Origin of the sequence: Streptomyces sp. NPDC059906 (genome assembly GCF_042730645.1) — a bacterium.
Taxonomy (GTDB): domain Bacteria; phylum Actinomycetota; class Actinomycetes; order Streptomycetales; family Streptomycetaceae; genus Streptomyces; species Streptomyces rubrogriseus.
The window spans coordinates 1-17,267 of the sequence record NZ_JBHWKU010000060.1 but is presented as its reverse complement, the minus strand read 5'-3'; the positions used below and the strand labels follow the sequence as shown (position 1 = coordinate 17,267).

Annotated in this window: 13 protein-coding genes and 3 pseudogenes; 9 read left to right on the top strand and 7 right to left on the bottom strand. The window is 68.2% G+C overall.

The features are described 5' to 3' along the window. Positions 1 to 408: 408 nt before the first annotated feature. The gene (locus ACFV9J_RS40010) at positions 409 to 4,377 is read left to right on the top strand and encodes an NACHT domain-containing protein (protein WP_385363089.1); all 3,969 of its coding nucleotides are present in this window, start codon (positions 409 to 411) and stop codon (positions 4,375 to 4,377) included. Positions 4,378 to 4,682: 305 nt separating this feature from the next. Here ACFV9J_RS40010 and ACFV9J_RS40005 read toward each other — a convergent pair whose 3' ends face one another. From ACFV9J_RS40005 to ACFV9J_RS39995, 3 genes are all read right to left on the bottom strand, one after another. After that, on the bottom strand, positions 4,683 to 5,153 hold the full coding sequence (locus tag ACFV9J_RS40005) for a hypothetical protein (RefSeq protein WP_385363087.1): 471 nt from the start codon (positions 5,151 to 5,153) through the stop codon (positions 4,683 to 4,685). 300 nt (positions 5,154 to 5,453) lie between these two features. Then, entirely contained in the window at positions 5,454 to 6,935 is a 1,482-nt protein-coding gene (locus ACFV9J_RS40000) for a hypothetical protein (RefSeq protein ID WP_385363085.1), read from the bottom strand. Positions 6,936 to 7,718: 783 nt separating this feature from the next. Continuing rightward, entirely contained in the window at positions 7,719 to 8,312 is a 594-nt protein-coding gene (locus ACFV9J_RS39995) for a TetR/AcrR family transcriptional regulator (protein WP_385363083.1), read from the bottom strand. Between the two features lie 155 nt (positions 8,313 to 8,467). Between ACFV9J_RS39995 and ACFV9J_RS39990 the strand changes: the two genes are divergently transcribed. Further along, positions 8,468 to 9,169: a nitroreductase family protein gene (locus ACFV9J_RS39990; RefSeq protein ID WP_385363091.1), complete on the top strand. Its 702-nt coding sequence runs from the start codon at positions 8,468 to 8,470 to the stop codon at positions 9,167 to 9,169. Between the two features lie 21 nt (positions 9,170 to 9,190). Here ACFV9J_RS39990 and ACFV9J_RS39985 read toward each other — a convergent pair whose 3' ends face one another. Beyond that, positions 9,191 to 9,586, bottom strand: a complete 396-nt coding sequence (locus ACFV9J_RS39985; protein ID WP_385363081.1) for a transposase — start codon at positions 9,584 to 9,586, stop codon at positions 9,191 to 9,193. 619 nt (positions 9,587 to 10,205) lie between these two features. Between ACFV9J_RS39985 and ACFV9J_RS39980 the strand changes: the two genes are divergently transcribed. The 3 genes from ACFV9J_RS39980 to ACFV9J_RS39970 all read left to right on the top strand — a co-directional run bounded on the left by ACFV9J_RS39980 (position 10,206) and on the right by ACFV9J_RS39970 (position 12,714). Beyond that, complete coding sequence (locus tag ACFV9J_RS39980) at positions 10,206 to 10,757, top strand: EF-hand domain-containing protein (RefSeq protein ID WP_385363080.1); 552 nt, start codon at positions 10,206 to 10,208, stop codon at positions 10,755 to 10,757. Between the two features lie 217 nt (positions 10,758 to 10,974). Beyond that, a complete protein-coding gene (locus ACFV9J_RS39975; protein ID WP_385363078.1) occupies positions 10,975 to 11,112 on the top strand; it encodes a hypothetical protein in 138 nt (45 codons plus the stop codon). 564 nt (positions 11,113 to 11,676) lie between these two features. Continuing rightward, the gene (locus ACFV9J_RS39970; protein WP_385363076.1) at positions 11,677 to 12,714 is read left to right on the top strand and encodes a questin oxidase family protein; all 1,038 of its coding nucleotides are present in this window, start codon (positions 11,677 to 11,679) and stop codon (positions 12,712 to 12,714) included. Positions 12,715 to 12,814: 100 nt separating this feature from the next. Here ACFV9J_RS39970 and ACFV9J_RS39965 read toward each other — a convergent pair whose 3' ends face one another. Next, complete coding sequence (locus ACFV9J_RS39965; RefSeq protein ID WP_385363074.1) at positions 12,815 to 13,651, bottom strand: DUF899 family protein; 837 nt, start codon at positions 13,649 to 13,651, stop codon at positions 12,815 to 12,817. A gap of 407 nt (positions 13,652 to 14,058) precedes the next feature. Next, on the bottom strand, positions 14,059 to 14,535 hold the full coding sequence (locus ACFV9J_RS39960) for a hypothetical protein (RefSeq protein ID WP_385363072.1): 477 nt from the start codon (positions 14,533 to 14,535) through the stop codon (positions 14,059 to 14,061). 75 nt (positions 14,536 to 14,610) lie between these two features. On the opposite strand from ACFV9J_RS39960, the pseudogene ACFV9J_RS39955 reads away from it, so the two are divergent. Next, positions 14,611 to 14,760 (top strand): annotated as a pseudogene (locus ACFV9J_RS39955) (IS5/IS1182 family transposase); the annotation flags it as partial. Positions 14,761 to 14,910: 150 nt separating this feature from the next. Here the strand turns inward: ACFV9J_RS39955 and ACFV9J_RS39950 are convergent. Further along, a pseudogene (locus ACFV9J_RS39950) lies at positions 14,911 to 15,126 on the bottom strand (winged helix-turn-helix transcriptional regulator); the annotation flags it as partial. A gap of 771 nt (positions 15,127 to 15,897) precedes the next feature. Between ACFV9J_RS39950 and ACFV9J_RS39945 the strand changes: the two are divergent. From ACFV9J_RS39945 to ACFV9J_RS39935, 3 genes and pseudogenes are all read left to right on the top strand, one after another. Then, complete coding sequence (locus ACFV9J_RS39945) at positions 15,898 to 16,476, top strand: TetR/AcrR family transcriptional regulator (protein WP_385363070.1); 579 nt, start codon at positions 15,898 to 15,900, stop codon at positions 16,474 to 16,476. Positions 16,477 to 16,587: 111 nt separating this feature from the next. Beyond that, on the top strand, positions 16,588 to 16,860 hold the full coding sequence (locus tag ACFV9J_RS39940; protein ID WP_385363068.1) for a hypothetical protein: 273 nt from the start codon (positions 16,588 to 16,590) through the stop codon (positions 16,858 to 16,860). Positions 16,861 to 17,099: 239 nt separating this feature from the next. Beyond that, positions 17,100 to 17,267, top strand: a pseudogene (locus tag ACFV9J_RS39935) (aldo/keto reductase); the annotation flags it as partial.

The window sequence follows — 17,267 nt, the reverse complement described above, 5'->3', positions numbered from 1 at the left end:
GGTCGGTTCCCATGGCCGACCGGGCGTCCCGAACGAACTGCCACGCGCGCCCGACACTGAAGCCCGCAAGGGCAATATTGATGGCGATCAGAATTTGCATTCGTACCCCTCCTCCATGTACTTGCCGGGCGATTGCCCCGCTGAGATCAAAGTACGGAAGGCACTCCATGGCAAATAGGCTTTGCCGCTTGACTTGGCGCTCATCTCGGTACCCGATCCGAGCGCCAAGCCAAGCGGCAAGTCCTGGACCAGCCGCGGCGATTGTTCACCCGCCGACACGGAGAAGCCCGAGAAGAGACCTCGCTCTCCAGTCGGTCGGTTACGCTCCAACTTGTCGGGCAGGCCGACCGATACGCCCGAGCACACCCGAGAGGGTGGCTGTGTGGCGTACCTTCGCAGACTTGGCCGTTGGAGGTGAAGGTGTCGTTCGACGCCCGGAACGTCGAGGTTCTGGTGGGCGAGCTGGGCAGCGTGGTGAACAGACTGGTCTCCGGCGCGTTCGGCGACGTCGCCAGGGAGGGCCAGAAGTCACAGAAACCGCTGCACATCCCCGTGTTGTGCGAGATCGCGGAACGGAGCTTTCGCGATGAGTGGCGACGAGGAGACCGGGTTCACGCGCTTGAGTCGACGCTCAGGCGGGCGATAGGCCGCCTCGATGGGAAGTTCGCCAGCAATTCGACGTGGAGACCGACCAGGCGGATCACCAATGAAGAGGTGGCTCTCCGCTACTTCAATTTCGATGGCTCGACGGATCTCGGACGAGTCGATTCCATCGACTTCAATGATGCGGCGTTCGATGGCCTCGGAGGCGATCGTTACGTCAAAGTTTTTCACGCACTGAAGACTGCGATAGCATTCGACATAAGCGACGCAAGACTTCGCGTATACTTGAAAGACCTTCGTATTCGACTCGCAACAATTCTTCTCGACCCGGGCTTTCCGTTCACCGCGGCGGCTGCGGCGGCTGCGCCGGTGGCGCCGGCAGACGAAGCGTCGGTCACTCGCTCGGTGTCGGATGACGGTTACGGCGCGGATGTCCGCGAGTTGCTCGCGATCTCTGCCGTCTATGTGCGCGACATCCGCATCGACTCCATGCTCCACGTGGTGCGCACCCTCGAACCCGATCTGCTGGAACACCTCAGGAACATGAGCCACCCGTGGCCACGAGTGGTCGTCGGGGAGGCCGGGTCGGGCAAGAGCACATTGCTGTGGTCGCTCCACCAGAGCCTGGCCGCCGAGCCGGACACGGAGCCACTGCTGCTGCCCGCCACGTGGCTACTGCAGGAACGGAGTGACGAACCTGCGGAAAGACTCGCCGGCTTGCTGCAGAAGATAGCCCGGGCAGGCAGCAGGCCGGTCCTGCTTCTCGACACCGCCGACCTGATGCTCCACGACGAAGAGGCACGCCAGTGGCTGTTGCGTCTTCTCGACTCCGTCCACGCGGCCGGGTTCTGCGGTCTGTATTCCACCAGGCCCCAGGAGGCCGCACTCCTGTCGGACGACAATCTGCGTCGTTACGACCTCCAGCCGTACGACGACACCGAGCTGCATCACGCCGTCGCCGCCTTGGTGACCCGGTATTGTCCAGACGTTCCTCACGCCGAAGTCACCACGCGGGTACGGCAGGCAACGGCGCGTGGCCTGCCGGTCGCCGAGGTCTGCCGGAGCCCGCTGTTGCTGCGTATGCTGTTCGACCTCTCCGCGCCCGCCGAGCCCGAACTCGGTGATGTCGACGTCACCCGGCTCTTCGACGCCTACTGGCAGCGGCGGGTGATGCGTGACGCCCGTACCGATACCGAGACCGGCCTGCGTGCCCGTGCCGCCGACAATCTGAGCGCCCTGGCCGGCCACACAGCCATCGGATTGCTCGCCTCCGGCTTGCCGGGGCTGCCCGCCGCCACGCTGCGCGAGACGACCGCCGTGGCGGCTGGATCATCCGGCGACTCCGCATCGATCGAGGAAGGGCTCGCGATCCTCACCGAACGGGGCGTGCTCGTACCTGGCGGAGGACAGGTCGGATTTCTCCACCAGACCATGTTCGAGTTCGCTGCCGCCAAGGGACTGCTCGCCCGGTCGGACCCAGGGACGATCGACACGCTGACGGCCCGCGCAACCGGCCACGGCGGTGACCTGTTCGTCGGCGCCGTTCTTGAGCAGGTTCTGATTCTGGCGGGTACGAACCCGCTTCTCCAGGGCGCGGCCCACGATGCCGTCACCGCTCTGGTCACCTCGGACAGCGAGGCGGTACAGGCGATCGGGCTTGTGGCCTGGGGGCATTATCCGGCGCTTCTCGATGGCGCCGCCGACGCCCTGCGCACAGCCGGGGCATCGGCGCTGGAGCGCACGACGAGAATTCTGCCCACCATCGCCGCCAAGCCGACAGGACAGACGATCAGCCAGCTCTTGCGTATCTGGCAGTCGACGACAGAGCCGGATGTCCGTACCGCGGTGCTCGACGCGTTCGGCCGCCTCGCCCTGCACACACCGCAAGACGTGGCGGAGGCCGTGGACTACCTGGATCCGCTGCAGACCTTCTCGGGAACCACAGTCACCCCCGCGATGCGGCGCAGTCTTCTCGAAGTCCTCCATGCGATCTCCTCTCAGGCGCGCCTTCTCGTACGGTCCACGCTCGTCGCGATGCTCATGAGTGGTGACGACCGGGAATGTGTCGAGCTGGAGTACCTGGCACGTCAGTGGTCCTCCATCGGCGACGACCACCTGCTGGCCGAGATCCTCCGGACCGTTGACGCCGAAGGGCCGCCGAACCACACCGTCGCCGCCGGGTTCGGCAAGGTCATCGCCGCCGAATGGCGCCGGGCGGGCACCTGGCACGATGCCGGGCCCTGGACGGATTTCCTCGCAAAGGCCATGAATCCCGGCCGCACCGCGCTCACACTGCGGGACGAGGCGACGCTGCACGCCATCGGCGCCTTTGTCGTCACCACGAACGACGACCGCTGTGTTCGCGTCGCCATCGAGGCTCTCCTCGATGCATCGGACCCTCGGGTGCGCGACTTCGTCTGCCACAGCGTGCTCCGAGACATCCTCACCTCGGTGTCACACGCCGCCGCTGTCCTGGAGACGGTCGCCAGGTCCTCCCTCGCGACCATCGGGTACGCCGCGCAGAAAGGCAGGATCGACGGGCGCCAACAGCTTCTGCTCGACCTGCTCGCCCAATCCCATCTCCCCGATACGTCCGTAGCCCGATTCCTTCCGCCACATCTCGAAGTCCAGGACTGGACGGCCGACCACCGCCTCGTGCGGATCGCGTCGGCCGCGGCCGACCACGGACACCCCACGGCTCAGCAACTGCTGGACGCGGTGAGCCGCAACCCGCAGCTGCTTTCGACGGCTCAGCTCGACGCGCTCTTCTCCACACGAGCAGCGCACATGCCCCAAAGCGATGCGGTCTTTGACGCCATCGTGTCGATCGGCACCCGGACCGGGCGGACGGCGGACCTCGAGAAGATCGTCAACTCCTTCGATCGACTCGATGGACGTCTGGACACGTACGGTCCCTCGCTCTTGGCACACGCCCGTGAGTTGATGGCAGGCTCCGATGCCTCGAAGCGCCGAGGCAGCCAGTTCCTCGCCGGACTGATGGCCAAAATCGACACGGAGATGGCGTGGCCCGACCTACGGGCCGTCCTCGACGATGTTGACGACCCGAAAATCCTCGTTCAGCTCATTCGGGCGCTCTGGAAGCAGACTCCCGCCGGGGATGTCTCCGCCCAACTCGACTACCTCGGCCAGTTCATCGAGGTCCAGCCCGGTGCCGACAGGCCGGTGGCACGCCCACGCGGACGCCTGGCCAACATCTCGGTCGCCGACGCATCGGCCTGGGCGATGCTCTACATCCTCGGTGCCCGCACCGAGGCCGCCACCGACCAGTGGCCTGTGGTGCGGACGCTCGGACTCTACGAGGTCGAGGCGGAGGAGATCTTCGTCGAGGGCAGAAGATTCCTGATCGTCTGCGACTACCTCGCGCGGCTCGGCCCGGTGGACCCTCACCGGGCCGGGACCAATCTCCTCGACTACCTCACGGCGCTCTCGACCGGTGAGTTCCATGGCAACCATTCTTCGTGGTGGCGACGCGAACTCCGTGTCGCCGTCCAGCACGCCTGCGCACTCGGTGATCACAGGTCCATCGAATCGCTTGTCGCTGTCTGCGGCACCCTGGACAACAGCATCGCCGAGGTCATCACCACGGCCATTGCCGAGCGCCACTACGCCGACGCTCGCGAGTACCTGCAATCGCTCAGCCGCGCCGACATCACGGCCGCTCTGCGGAGCTTCCTTCTGGAGCTGATCCGGAGCCACGACCGAAGCTTCGGCACCCGGGCCTTTCCCGAGGTCTTGGCAGCCGTCACGAAGTAGGCGCCTTCGGGTGTGGCAGTCTGACTGGACACGCACATGACTCCTGACCCGCCTGCTCACCGGCACGCCGGCCGCCGTGGCCTCCGGCACCACCGCGCCGGCCACCGGGCAGGCCGCCGCAACCGTGCATGTCTCACCGTCCGGTACCGCGGTCGCCGTCGGCGCCCTTGGACCCACCACAGGCACGGGCAACGCCTTCTGCTACGCCGTCTCCCACCACGGCTGCTGCAGTTGTCTTCCTGCTCCTGGCCCCGGGCTCGCGAACCGAACCGGCCCTCAGCTTGTTCTGCATGCTCGCTGCTGACCTACTGTGACGCTTCGCCGTGCCCGGACCGCATGACCGCGCGGGTTGCCGCTCCCGAGTGGGTCCGCTCGTGCTGGTCATGCCAAACAGTGATCGTGAAGAGCAGAGCAACGGCGGCCAAGATCAGTTGGACCGCACCTGCGAACGGATGTGCCGAGTACAGGAAGAGTACGGCGATCACCAGCACGCCAAGCGTGAACCCGCCGAACCAGAAGACCGGAGCCCAGTCCATCGCCGGTGTCGCGGTCGGCCCGTCCGCGCCGCCCATCCCACGAACGACTGACGTCAGCCCCAGCAGGTAGGCGACCGGGATTTCGATGAGCAGCACGATCAGGCTCACGCAGCCGCCCGTGAATCCGTCGCCGCGCAACTTCGAGGGCTTCCCGGGGCCGTCATCGTTCTTCCACAGGCGCGGGACACCCGCACTGGGTTCGAAGGGCATGGTCACATGCTGGAGTGCGACGTCGCGCACCGCTTCACGCTTCACCGGGCCGAGACCGAGTCGTGGCCAAGCCGAGTACCGCGGAGGGATGTCGCCGAAGGCCACCCCGCATCACCAAAGCCTGTGGCGGCACCGGCTACCCCACCAAGGCCGCGACGACGAACCCCCCGCTACGAAGCCATGCTCCACAGACAGCGCCCCGAGCCGCAGCACCCGGTCGGAGGCCACCTCGTTGGGGCACGTTGCCCGGGGCGCGGGCGCCTCGGCTGGACCCGGCTCGCGCCGACATGCCGTACGAACGCTACGGACGCCCGCTGCCCCGCGCAGCGATTACCGGCGGGTGCGGGTCACCGGGCCCGATGCCTCGACCGTGTCCACCACGAGCCAGTACTCCGAGAGGTAGTGGACCTCGTCCCCCGCGTAGCCCAGTACGTACTGGACATTGCCCACCTGGTCCGGCAGGACATCCTCCAGGACGAACGTTCCGTCCTCGGCGACGGGGACCGGCGGCAGGTCGGAAACTTCGAGGCCGTTCAGCCGCTGCACCGTGATCCGTGGCGCCTGGGTGGGGGCCAGTCCGTCCAGGTCCAGTCGGCCACTCACCCTGAACGGCTCCCCGGCGACGGCCGGACCGTGCGCCACGTCCACGAGGCGCGACGGGGCCAGGGCCTGCCGGGTCTGGATCGTGTGCAGCCAGAACTTCGAGCCGTCCTCGTTCGAGGTCACGACGAAGAGTTGCTCCCCGTCCCCGGAGAACTCCATCCCCCGCGGGACGACCCGGAGCCCCGCGGCCTCGTCCTCAAAGCTGATGCGCAGCGGCTGCCGCTCGATGGACGGGTCGGCGAAGGCCAGGGTCAGGTCGGCCGCATCGCCCGACGCCGCGCCGCCCTGCGCGAACCACTTGCCGTCCGGGCTGAACGCGACGGCCGTTGCCGCGACTCCCTCCAGCAGCGGCGCGTAGCGGTTGTCGAGGAAGCGCGCGTCCCGGCCGTCGAGCAGCACGGTTCCCCGGGTTCCGTCGGCCACCGCGAGGACGGAACCATCTGCGGAGAAGTCGGCGTCCCGGAAGTCCATTCCTTCTTCCGTGCCGTCCTCGGCGAACCGGCGCTCGCCCAGGAATTCCAGAAGGTTCCCGTCCGCCCCGTCCGCCCCGTCCGTCACCCGGTAGATCCCCAGGTCCGGGTCGTCTGTCGGGGACAAGCGCTCCGGAGCGATCGCCAGCAGACCTCCGGGGCCTGCCTCGAGATGCGTCGGAGCGCCCGAGAACATGACGGTTCCGGCGGTGCCGCCCTCGCCCGTCGCGACGACGCCGACCGTGCCCAGCCCGTCGGTGCAGCCTCCGGGACCCGCGGCTGGCCGGCTGGTGAAGAACAGCCGCCCGCCGGTGTGCACGAGCTCCCGCCCGCACGCGTCGGGCGGCGCCGCAATCGGGTCCAGGGGCGACAACGACCCATTGGTGTGGGAGTAGCCGGCGATGTGGTCCGACTGTCCCGCGTAGACCTTCGAGCCGTCCGGCTCCATCGCGACGCCTGACAGCGGGGCAGCCAGGTGGGCACTGGCGAAGGCGGGCCCGGCACCCCCGTAGAGCACACCGAACAGTTCTCCGTCCCGCGACCCGTCCGGATAGACCCGATCGCCGGCGATCCACACGCGTCGGCTCGCCTCATCCACCGTCATCTGGGTGAACGACGCAGTCGGCAGCTCCATGCCCGGCCCCGACGGCACCACGGTCGCGTCGGCGGTGCCGGCGGCGGTGACTCCCCGGGCCGCCGCGCCGGCAGCGGGGGCCGCCGCCAGCGCCTCTGCCCCCACCCCTGATGCCGGCGCGCCACCACGGACCGGCGGCGCTCGTGAAGCGCAAACGCCGTCAATGATCGGAGATGATCGGCCTGTTGCCACGGTCACCTTGCGGAGGTGGCGGGCACGAGGTGGACCTCGCCTGCGCCGGGGCGAACGGGCGGCCTCGGTGGCGTAGTCCTGACCGCGGTGCGAGGCCAGGATGCCGTGTCCGACTTCGAGAAGGCCGTCGCTGGGGGCCAGAACAGGTCGATCGAGCGCACCACCGCGCCGCTCTCGCGCTCGATGACCAGAAGGTGGCCGCACGCACCGAGCCAGTTGGGGTGCCGGTCGAGAGTCGACGTGTGCCTCGATCCAGCGCTGGGGTCTCACCCGTAGAGTTCCTCGAACGCGAGGAAGCGTCGCGCCGTCGGATCCCCGAACGGGGGTGTCACCCTCGGCACACAACGCGTGCCCGAAGCCCGTTCGATAGGAGTCGGTCACACATTCGTGCTCCCAACTCCAGCCCCGAGCAAGCAGAACGGCGTCGACCGCGTCGAAGTCCCCCGTGACCGCCGGTTGGCGTGGCAGGGCCAGGAACTCCGCCACCGCGTCCGGCGTCAGGGAGCAGTGGGCCAGGGCGTGCACAGAAGTGGACATGGGGCCAGGTTAAGAGGCACCTGCAGGGGCTCGTCGACGAGCACGGTCTCGGCGACCGCCCGATCTGGGGCCTGTTGTGAAAGTCCCGCCTTCCTCTCGGTGGAGCGGCGGGATCTTCGCATCAGGCGCTAGGTATACCGAGCAGCCCGGTGGGGCCTGTCAGATCGTGGTCGGCAGCGCGCTTTCCAGGAGGGTCTCTGCCGCTGTCCGTGCGTGCCGGCCGTAGTTCGACTCGCCCAGCACCATGGCGCGGCTGGCGGCGCCGTCCGCGAGGGTCACGAGTTGCTCGGCGAGGACTGCGGGCTCGCGGCAGCCCAGTTCCGCTACCAGGTCGGTCACCAGCCGCACCATCAGCAGTTTCTGTTCGCGGGCGTAGGAGTGGACCGCGTTCTGGGGGTCGGGGAACTCCGCGGCGGCGTCGATGAACGGGCATCCGCGCACGGGATCAGTGCCGGTCGGGGGTGGGTCGAACAGTGCGAGGACGCGCTCCTTGGCGGGGATGTCCTCGCGTGCCAGCACGCCCTCCAGGGTGCGTCCCGTCGCGGAGAGGTCCTTGAGATGGGCGAGGACCAGCTCGTTCTTGGTCCTGAAGTGCGCGTAGAGGGTGCGCTTGGACACCGGCGCCCGCTCCGCGATCTGCTCCATGCCGGTCGCGTTGATCCCCTGGGTCGCGAACAGTCCGGCCGCGGCGGCCAGGATGCGCTCCCGCCCTCCGCGCCCCGGCCGTCGAGACGCCGTCGTCATCGTGGTCATCCCGTAAGTATACGTTCCAGTTTACTTCAGAGGGGACGGCTGGCTATAGTGCCACATCAGGTAAACGGGTACGTTTACTTTGCGATCCTGAGGAGAGTTCCATGAGTGGACCGGACTTCACCCGGACATGCACGAGCGAGGCACCCACCGGCGGGATACAGCCGGGTGGGACACGGCCGGGCGGGACGCGAACGTCGGAGTACGCCGAGCAACTGATCCGCGGGCGCCGCGCGACCCGCGCATTCCGTCCCGACCCGGTACCCGAGGACACTCTGCGCGAGATGTTCTCCTTGGCCGGCGCCGCGCCGTCCAATTCCAACGCGCAGCCGTGGCGGGTCGAGGTGGTCGGTGGCGCACGGCGAGACCGTCTGGCCGACGCCCTGCGAACGGCCCACGCCGAGCGACGCGACACGGCCGACTACCCGTACTCCGAGGGCATGTACGCCCCCGTCCACCAGGAACGGCGGGCCGCCTTCGGCGCCGGTCTGTACGGAGCGCTGGGCATCGGTCCCGAGGACCACCCGGCTCGCGCGGCCTACGACGCGGAAAGTCTGGGCTTCTACGGGGCGCCCCATGCCGCGTTCCTGTTCGTCACCGGCGACGGCGGGCCGCGACTGGCCGCCGACGCCGGGGCCTACCTGCAGACGCTGCTGCTGGCCATGACCGGCTACGGCGTGGCCAGTTGCCCGCAGGGCCTGCTCAGCTTCTATGCCGACACCGTCCGCGATCAACTCGCAGTGGACGAGGGGAAGCTGCTCGTGGGTATCTCCTTCGGCTACGCCGACGAGAATGCGCCGGTAAACCGGGTCGCGACCGGCCGGGCGGACCTGGAGGCAACCACCACATTCCATATCTAGAGTCGGTCCCGAAAGCGCTGGTCACAGCCACTCGTTGAGGGCTGCGACCAGCACGGTCGCCTCGTATCGGACGGCGAGTTTGTCGTATCTCGTGGCCACACCACGGATCTGTTTCAGCCAGTTGATCCCGCACTCCACAATGTGGCGTTCCTTGTGGTCATCCTTGTCGAGGGCCGGTGGCCGGCCGTGTCTGCGCGGGTAGGAGCGGTTCGCGCGGGATCCGTAGGCTTCGTCGGCACGGACCCTGTCCGGAGTGGTGCGCGGGCGTCCGGGGCCGGTGCGAGGCACGCGGATGCGTTCGAGAACGCGCTGGAACTGCGGACTGTCGTGACGGTGGCCCGCAGTGGTCAGCAGGGACAGCGGCTTCTGCCCCTGCTCGGTCACGAAGTGGATGTTCGTCGTCAGGCCTCGGCGCATGGAAGTGGATCCTGGAACAACTGCAGGTCCAAGCCGATATACAGGGCCTGATCACTTGGGACGTGAGTGTGGACTCGACCGCCCCCACCAGCACGCCGCCGGCCCGCGCAAAAAGAGGATCTGCAGTGCGAGCCGCCCGGTGGGGTCGACACCGAGCCGGACGATCACGGGCTCGGACCGCGCCCACGTCCGTGGCCGCCCCAACTTCTTCCCCGCTGGCAGCAGCGGCTCCAGTTAAGCCCACTGCCGGCCCGTCAGGTCCCTTCGCGCCACCCCATGATCATCACAGCTCGAGATCCACTTCCGCAACAGACCCTGATGCCCCGACAGCAAGCGGCCGAAGATCGTCGGCGAAGGCCGGGAGGGCTTCCTCGGGCCTTGGCAGAGCAGGACAGGTCGACGCCCTATGGACAGACAAGCACACGAAATCTCTGGGGAGACGAATCTCGACGATCCACCACCTGTTCCTCACCCAGGCGCTCACCCATTTCCGCCGGCGCTCGGCGCACAGACAGGGCGCTCGGCGGCATCTCCGTGACACCTTGCGCTCCTAAGCGCCGTTGGCTGGCCGACGTGCGCGGACAGCATCCCTTCAGCACCGCGCGAGAAGGGGCTTGTGATGGCCAGTGAGTTTCAGCGGACCAAGCTGCAAGACATGTTCAATGCCTTCGATGTGAACGGCGACGGCTGCCTGGAGGAGGAGGACTTCGCTGCCCTGGCGTCCCGGTGGGGCCGACTGCCCCGCGTGCGGTCGGACGGCGAACTGGCCGCGCGGGTGGAGGACGTGTTGCTGGGGTGGTGGCAGCACCTCTCGCAGGCCGTCGACACGGACAACGACGGCAGGATCGACATGGACGACCTCCTTGCCATGGTCGACCGGTTGCCCACCATGCAGGATGCTGTGGCCGCCACGGCCGACACGGTCTTCGACGCGGTGGACGAGAACGGTGACGGCCGCATCTCGAGGAACGAGCACCAGCGGCTGATCGACCTGTGGCACGGGCAGGGGATCGCGACCGGAGACGTGTTCGACCGTCTCGACCAGGATGCCGACGGTCACCTCAGCCGATCCGAGTTCGCCGCGCTGTGGATCCAGTTCTGGATCAGTGACGACCCCGCCGAGCCGGGCAACTACGTGTGCGGGCCCGTCGCAGGCCACTCCCTCCGCTGACCGCAGCCCCGGCCGTGCGGGCGTCGGGCGGCGCCGTCCGTCGACCGGTCACGCGTTCTCCTGAGCGATCAGCCATGCCGCGAGGGTGCGCGGCTGGAGAGCGGTCACACGTATGTGCTTGCCCTGCGCTGGGAGGCTGATCAGTGGGTCATCCTGGGAGAAGGGGCCGCCGCCCGTTCGACGACCATGTGGCGGGGCGGGGGAATGGCGCGGCAAGGTGCTGAGCGAGGCCGACTTCGCCAAGGGCGAGCGGTTCTCGCAGCGCCACGACCACAGTCTGGAAGAGACCGTGCGGGGACAGGGCGAAGCGGCGATCTCCCGCGAACTCGCGAAAGCGGGCAGCAGGCGGCCGTAAGGCGGCTTACGTCGTCGGCTGCACCGGAGTCCGTCGTCGCCCGCTTGCGCCTGAAGGTAAAGCTGCCTGTCCGACCACCATGCCTGCGTACGGGATTGCGGCTGGTCGTCACCGTCCCGGACGACCGCCGTACCCACAAGTACTGCAACGGTGCTTGCCGTGTCTGGTGGCCAGGTCAGGGAATGCGTCCACGTCGTTTGTAGTGACTGGTGTGGGGGCCTGGTGTCGTCGTCTGCGCCAGGTCGACCAGTGCAGGACGCGCTCGACGGGTATGGGCCGGCGGTCGGTTAGGCGGGTGGGCAGCCGTCGTACCTCGGCGAGGCTGAGGTGGATGAGCCGGGATGATCCGTTTCTGCCTGTCACTACCTGCGGTGTTGTCGCACGATCGAGGGGCGGCCCTCGTGAGGCCCTCCGCACGGTCGAAGTCCCGCTACAGCCCAGCCGCCCAGCGAAACCTGCAGGTTGGATACCAAAGCCCTGCTGGAGTACTAGGTCTGGCGTAGGGGTGTGTCTGGGTCTCTGGTCCGATGGTGTCGGTTCGTTGCGTGGCTAGTGTCGGTTCGTATGGGGACTGATGGCACGCTTGATGAGGCCTTGGAACGGCTGTATCGGACTGGGCCGGAGTTCGGAGGCCGGCTTTCCAATCACGGTCCCATGGCGGTGGAGTCCATGGTCAGACGCGGACACGCCCGACAGGTCCACCGCTGGCTCGACCTTTACATGCGTCGGTTGGACGATCGGCCTCGCGGCGTCTGTCCCATCACCGCCGTCAAATGGCGCTCGGCGCTTGGGGATCCTCGCCGTCTTGGGGACTGGCTAGCGTTTTTCGACCGCGAGGTGAGCGAGCAGCCCTGGCGTGCCGTACTGGAGGTGTGGTGGCCACGGCTCGTGTCCGGCATCGCGGCCGGTTCCACCCACGGGGTGATCCGTACTGGCCACGCCGTCCACGCTCTGCTGGCCCACGAGGACGGCCCGCGCTTGGCCGAGCTCGGCCAGGCTCTCGGCTACTGGGCGGCGCGCTGGCAGCGGGTGCCGTCCGCGGTCCCTTCCGGAACCGCCGGCCCGGCGTCCGCTCTTGCGGGCGTTCCGCGCATCGCAGACCAGAGCGAGGACATCAACCACCGGCTTGGCCAGCTCACCGACCTGAGCGGCTGGCCCGCCGCGCTGGCCGCGCTGAGGCCCGCCGCGGACGCCGGGCAGGCCCAGGACCTGCTGGCCGGCCTGACGGCGGCTGCCGCCGTGCGCTACCTCCCGAACGCGCACGGCTCACCCGTCATGCTGATCCACTCCGCGACCGCGCCCATGGCCGTCCTGCGTACCCTGCCCGCACTCCCCAGAACACAGTGGGTCATGAGTCTGCACGCGGCCTGGGCGGCCAGTGCGGCCGTGACGGCGGCCTACGCCCCTGCCGCACCCCTACCTCGGCACGCCCTGCCCACCGCCCACCGGTCGGCGGAAGAGACCTTCGCCCTTGCCGTCCGCCACCAGGATGAACACGTCATCAAGCTCGCCGACACCTGCCTTGATGTTCACCGGCGCACAGGCTGCCCCGATGCCCTCGCCGCTGTGACACGCGCGATCGAACTGATCGACGAGCCCTGACAGGTGCCGTGCGGCTGTGGCCCCAGGCGGGGGTTCTTCCGAGCTTCCTCTGGTCGCGGGCACCGGACCGGTGGGCCCTGTACGGAATCCTGACCGTCCTCTAGTGCTGGTGGTCGGGTCCACCGGCAGGGTGGGGGGTGGCGTCCGGGACAGGGGAGCGGTTGGGGTTGATACGTGGCCATTGAGCTGTGGGGCGACCGCCCTGCGCCTCCCGCAGCGGCGGCCAATCGGGAGCCCCGCCCAGGGTCCGTGTGGCCTGCCCGAGGCGTGGCCAGCCTGCCGGTGAGTCCTCCCAGTCCTCCTGGCGCCCGAATGCCGTGAGGTCCATGAGCGCGTAGCTGTAGTCCACCGCTTCGGCCCCGCGCCGGTTGGTCCAGTACGTCTCGAAGACCCGGTCGCCGTCGCGCAGGTAGCACACCAGGTGGAACAGGCCAGGTTCCCGGCCGACCAGCAGCGAGTCGAGTGAGGGCTGGGCGGAGTACCACGGCATTGTCCAGCCCATGAAGGTGCGGTAGCGCAGGCTCTCCTCGTACGACGTCCGAGCGTCCCCGAAGCCGTACGCCACATTCCGCCCCTGACACAACACGGCGAAGGTGATGTCGCGGGAGTACAGATAGGCCAGCTCGCCCACGTGGCTCATTACCCAGGTGCAGCCCTCGCACTGCTCGGCGGCCGGCCGGCCGGGCCACCACATGAAGTAGTAGGCGATCATCTGCCGGCGCCCCTCGAACGCGTCCAGGAGCGTCATGGGACCGTCCGGTCCCAGCAATGGGCTGTCTGCGGCCACCTCGACCATCGGGAGCCTGCGGCGCGCTGCGGCGATCGCGTCGCCTTCACGGGTGTGGGCCTTCTCCCTCGCCCGCAGCGCGTCCAACCGCTGTTCGAAGGTGGCGCGGTCGACGGCCGGCGGTTGCGTCTTGCTCAGGTTCTCGGACATCAGCGGCTCCTGGGATTGCTGGGTTCGGCTACGGGTCACTCCTCGGCAATGTCATCGCAGGTCGGGATCGCCGTCATGTGCAATCGGACCTGGCCCTATCGTCGCCGAACATGCTGGCGACCGCTGGGTAGGCCGGCATACCGGGCTCGAGAATTCGTGGAGGGGAGGAGCCCCCGAGTCCGGTCTGCAGAGTCCTCGCGCCGCCTGCGAGGGGCAGACCACCTACCTGGGCTGTTCAAGCTGGCGTCAGCCCAGGGATCCGCTGCCTGTGGATGATTGCCGCACGCGCCCGGTTCCCACCTCGCGGATCGTGATCGATGATCATGGGCTTGAGCGTGCTACCGTCAGCCGTGCACGAGCTAGCAAAGCAGTCTGTCCCGTAAACGATCTTCGAGGCTGGCGGTGTGCTACTCCATGACCGCGCGGGCCGCGTCCAGAAACGCCAGCCGGTTGTCCTCCAAGTAGTCGCGCACGCTTTCGCCGTCGGGCAAGCCTTCCCACACCGTCCGGTTGAGGTCGAGGAAGTACGCGCGTGCCGCGTCGTGCACTGGCAGGGGGAACTGGACGCGGATGAGCCGTTCCGCGACCCACAGCTTGTTCATGACGTCCCGGGTCGTGAGGAACCAGGCGTCGGTGTCCTCCCACTCGGAAGGCCGACTGAAGGCGGAGCGTTCGGCTTCGGCCCCCACTTCGATGAATCGCTCCAGCAGCGCCAGCCGTTCCCCGCGCCGGGCCTCCGACAAGGCGGTCTTCTGCCGTTGTTGTTCAGCGCGTTCCGCAGAGAGTTGAGTTCTGTGCTGGACGAGGTAGGACAACGAGCCGCCGAGGACGACGCCGCCCAGCGATATGAGTGACACCCAGACCTGACCTGACATGGCGGTCATCGTGCCATGTGATCGTTGTTTGAGACGATCTCGCTGTGGCTGGCGTGATCACGGCGTCCAAGCCGTGCTGGAGAGCTGTCCTGGAGAGCCCCTTTCACAGGGCTGAGCCCGGGTCGGTTCCGCCAGCTGATCATCGAGTTGCGGCACGCGGGCGCGAATCCGGTACGCACGGTCCGGCCGTGCAGCCTGCCGCTGGAGGACCGCATTCTGCTGGTTGCTGCGTACTGACGCACGAACCTGACACTGCGGCAGCTCGCCCCGCCGCGACGGCGGGCTGCCTGCGACGGCTGGGGTGCGGTCACCGCCGATGACGGTTTGCGGAGTCAACACAGAGGTGCGGCTCGTCCGGTGCGGAACGCGCCACAGTAGGTCGGGTCAGCAGATGGACGAGGTACTGCCCTCACGGGCGTCGAGCAGTTCGTCCCAGTGCTCGGTCGCCCATTGGCACGCGGCGTCCAGCGGCTCCAGCAGGCTGCGACCCAGTGGCGTGAGCGCGTACTCCACCCGCAGTTTCGGTTCGGCGTGAACCGTGCGTGCGACGAACCCGCTTCGCTCCAAGCCTCGGAGCGACTGGGTGAGCGCCTTCGTCGTCGCGCACCACGAGCAGCCCGCCGCCCGGAGTGCACCTGAGCTGGTCCCTCACCTCACCTCACCACCCTCATGGCCCGGCGCCCTGGCCCGCGAAGGCCCCGCACCGACAGCTGGACGAAGAAGGACCGGCCCGCCGGCTGACTACTTCTCAGCCGACAGCACGAGGAGCACGCTACGCGCTCTCCAGAGCCTTGATCACGTGGTCCAGTTCCTCTGGCATGACCGCGATCAGGACCTCGCCGTCGGGCGACTCGCATTCCACGATTCGGGATCTCGGGTTGCAGGCCAAGGCCTCACGCAGCGAGGGCGAGCGCATTCCAGTCTGCCGCAAACCGGCTGGCAGGGCGGGCTCCTGCCTGCCCAAGGAAGGCTTCCAGACAAGGGGACCATCACCTCCTATCAGCAAGCGTCCCGCCCTCCAGCGAGAGCCCTGAGCAGACCGCTTGAGCATGCAAGGCACCCCGGCCGGCTCCTTGGCGGCTATCGCGGTCGACCGCTGCTGCCGCCTTCGGTGCATCAGCCATCCAACGAGCGCTGCAGCGACCACACAAAGGGCTAGTTCGATCACACTCGCATTCAAGCAGGCGGAGGACATCACCAAACAGCAGAGCCTGCAGTGGCCCCGGGCACGGCCTGCTCCCGCCGCGCGGCCCGGACACCGCCGAGGACGCCGACGGCGAGCAGCCGTGAGGCGGCCCGCAGCTCGGCGAATGGACGGGTGGTCCCAGGCTTTTTCTTGAGCGTGCGATCCAGATAGGTTACGGTGAGGTCATGGCAAGGACCCGGGAGTTCGACACGGAAGCGGCGGTGAGCCGCGCGATGGAGCTGTTCTGGACGCGCGGCTACGAGGCCACCTCGGTGCGTGACCTGACCGGGTACCTGGGGATCGGGCAGGGCTCCTTGTATGCCGCGTTCGGCGACAAGGACGGCCTGTACCGGGCGGCGCTGGAGCACTACCGCACCACCCTCGCGGCGGCTGCCCTGCGCAGTCTGGAGCAGGGGGCGGACGCCCGGTCGGTGATCCGCGCGATGTTGGTCGAGCGGATCCGGATCGCCGTGGAGGGCGACGGCCGGGGCTGCCTGGTGGTCAATGCCGCCTGCGAGCGCCTGCCGGAGGACGCAGCGATCCGGCGCACCGTGCGTGACATGCAGGACGCCAGCCGGGACGCGCTCGCCGAAGTGCTGCGGGTCGCGGCGGAGCGGGGCGAGATCGCGAAGCGGCACGACCCGTATGCCCTCGCCGCTTTCCTCGTCACCTTCCTCAACGGACTGCTGGTCTCCGCGAAGATCACGCCGGACGTCCGCGCCCTCGAACCCCTTGTGGAGGTCGCGCTGGCCGCCCTCGACTGACTTTTTCATGCCCGCAATCTGTAACAGACGATCCAGAAAAATCGGCGGTTCCCGCTCAGGCAAGAGATCCGGCGACCCCGCCCCGGTTCAATCGACGACTTCGGAGGACCCATGCCCCGCGCATCCATCCCGGATACGCCCGCTCTCGGCGGAAGCCGCTGGCACACCTTCCCCGCGGCGGGCACCACCCTGACCGCCCGCGAGTTCCTGGCCACTGGCCGAGGGGCCCCCGTGGCGTCGGAGCCACCGGCGCCTTGGAGCGGAGAGGCACCCTCCGCCTTCGACCTGCCACCCGACTGGGGCGCCGGCGACAACGTACCGCGGGCCATGCTCGACGAGAGCGGAACGGACTCGGGGGCCGACAGCAACAGCGAGCACGCGTAGGACAGATGAGGCAGGTCATAGAGGGTTGCGCGGCTAACCCGCTGCTCCCGGACAGTCGGCGCGGCCCGTCACCGCGGCGGACCGCGACCACCGTTTCCCAGGAGTGATGCCACCATGCCCGCCCTCATCTCCCTCGCCTCGACAAGGGCCTGGATCTCCTCGGCACGGCCCTGGGGCAATGGCTACCCGTCCTGCTTCTGGCCGCGGGCGTCGCCGGTTCCTGCTGGTACCGGCGGGCTCGGGCCACTCCACCCCTTCCGCAAACCTATGATCACCCCGGGAACACCCGGGTGCTCGCGGTCCTGGACGACATCGCGGGCGAACTCTCCACCACTCGCAACCAGGTCGTCCTCGCATGGCTGATGCGGCAGGGGATCGATCCCATCGTCGGCGCGAGCCGGGCGGAG